Annotated in this window: 3 protein-coding genes; 2 read left to right on the top strand and 1 reads right to left on the bottom strand. The window is 42.9% G+C overall.

The features are described from left to right. The coding region (locus B4113_RS20575) for an HNH endonuclease (RefSeq protein WP_235597995.1) at window positions 1–949 on the top strand (949 nt) is incomplete at its 5' end. 1 nt (window position 950) lies between these two features. Further along, a complete protein-coding gene (locus B4113_RS10875) occupies window positions 951–1394 on the top strand; it encodes an SMI1/KNR4 family protein (protein ID WP_033019067.1) in 444 nt (147 codons plus the stop codon). 355 nt (window positions 1395–1749) lie between these two features. Here the strand turns inward: B4113_RS10875 and B4113_RS20570 are convergent. Then, window positions 1750–1979 (bottom strand): hypothetical protein (locus B4113_RS20570; protein ID WP_235597994.1); only part of this gene is annotated, 230 nt, incomplete at its 5' end.

Raw genomic sequence — 1979 nt, 5'->3', positions numbered from 1 at the left:
TCGCGGCATACACAAAATAGAACAGAAAGCAGAGCATATCGCGAAACAAACCGTTCATGATATAATACATGCAGGAGAAAAAGTCGAACAAACGGCTCGGCAAGTAGCGAAGAATGCAGAAAAATCATGGCATGGATTGACCAAACACCCCATTGAAAGCACAGTGGAGTTTGTGAGAGGAGCGGGAGAGGCGGCTTTACAGGACGTGACATACAATCTGGCACACCGTCCTTATCACAGTCCGCATCCCGTCGCCTACGAATGGGGGCAAATGACAGGACACGCGGTATCGACTGTAGCCGGAGTAGTCGAAACAGCCGGGTCCATCCCTTTAGCCGCAGCCGGGATCGCCCTTAGCGGCACGGGAGTAGGAGCGGCGATCGGAGCTCCAGCCACTGCCATCGCTGTTGCCGGAGCCACTCATGGAGCCACTTTAGCGACAACAGGAAGCTCCCACTTCGTCCAACACGCGAACGAACTGTACCAGCGAATGAGCCGGAGCGAAGGGGAGTCGGGGAAAGCGGTTAAGGGGGCAGAACAAGCTAGGAAGTTTACCAAGGAAGAGTTAGCAACTAAACCAAAAAATTCACCTGACCCTGACAAATGGCAGAAAAAAGGTGGAAAGATTACAATTGATGAGAATGGTACATGGACTTATCATGATTGGGAAGGAAACTCTGTGACATATCTAGGGGGCTATCCAGATTTCAAAGGAGCGGGAATGGTGAAACAGGAAGTTCAAATTGGAAAGTTTGAAAGCTATGACAAAGACTTTGCTAAGGCGGATAAACTAGCTCCTAACGGCCCTATAGATCGTGATGTTAGTACATGGCATCACCACCAGGATGAAACGACCATGCAAGAAATGGATAGGATATTGCACAGCAGATTTACGCATAGAGGTGGAATGTCCAAAACTAAAAAAAGAAACAAACAAGGAGATGATTAATATGGATTTTATCGGCTATGGGAAAGCAACAATACAAATGATAGATGAATTTGAACAATATATTGGTTTTTCATTACCTAAGGACTATAAGCACTTTCTATTGCAATATAACGGGGGAAAACCTCGGGAAAGATACTATTCTTTTTTTGTTGAGGAGTTAAATGAAAGCATTCCGTTAAATGTATTATACGGATTAAATACAGATATAAAACAAGTAGATTTGAAGGTGTGGCACGATGAATACCGTGATGATTTAATTGAAAATTGTATAATAATCGGAAGTGACCCTGGGTCAGGAATGATTGTTTTGGTAAATGATCATGAAGAGGGAGGGGTTTATTATTGGGATCACTCATGGCATTTTGACCAATCCAATGAAGAAAATAATTTATATAAAATTTCGGATAGTTTCCAAAATTTTTTTGATGGATTAAAAAAGCTGTAAATACGCGTTTACTTATCATAAGCAGGATCGTACAATACAACCAATAAAAACTTGACAAACACGCTTAGACCAACTTTCAAAGGCTTGTTCCAACTTGAACCATAAGTAGGAATGAGCCTTTTTGGCATGTCCAAAATCAAAAGATGAAAAGGAGAATGGTAAGACAAGCACGGGGAACGTTAGAAGTAAGGAGACTACTCAAACAAGCTGAATACTTTAAACAGTTGGCTGGCAAAAAGGACGGGCGAAGCCATTCGCCTTTTGGAAGAATGACAGCGTGAAGCATCTGTAAAGCATAATAAAAGTGTGTTAGCCTGCAAAAAACAGGAATTGGTCGTAGTTGTAAATTGGCGCATTATTTTAGAATCCCTTTTTCAAATGATTTTAGACGGGTTCGGAAAGAATGTGCTAATTGATATTGTGTGTCGACGTTCATGCGATCTAACCAGCACCTTATTGTATATGGATTGGGGCGAATGGCATGACATGCTATGTCAACTGTAGCGAGGGCAATCGAAACAGCTAGATTCATGGCTTCAGAAGTAGGTGGCATTGCCCTTAGCAGCACGGGAGTAGGAGCGGCGG

Source organism: Geobacillus sp. B4113_201601 (assembly GCF_001587475.1).
Lineage (GTDB): Bacteria > Bacillota > Bacilli > Bacillales > Anoxybacillaceae > Geobacillus > Geobacillus icigianus.
Note: the sequence above shows the minus strand (reverse complement) of the source record. Positions and strands in the feature narration are given on the sequence as shown.

What these genes read in the sequence shown, in the direction of transcription:
- B4113_RS10875 (WP_033019067.1), top strand. Translation starts at nt 951, where the DNA reads ATGGATTTTATCGGCTATGGGAAAGCAACAATACAAATGATAGATGAA.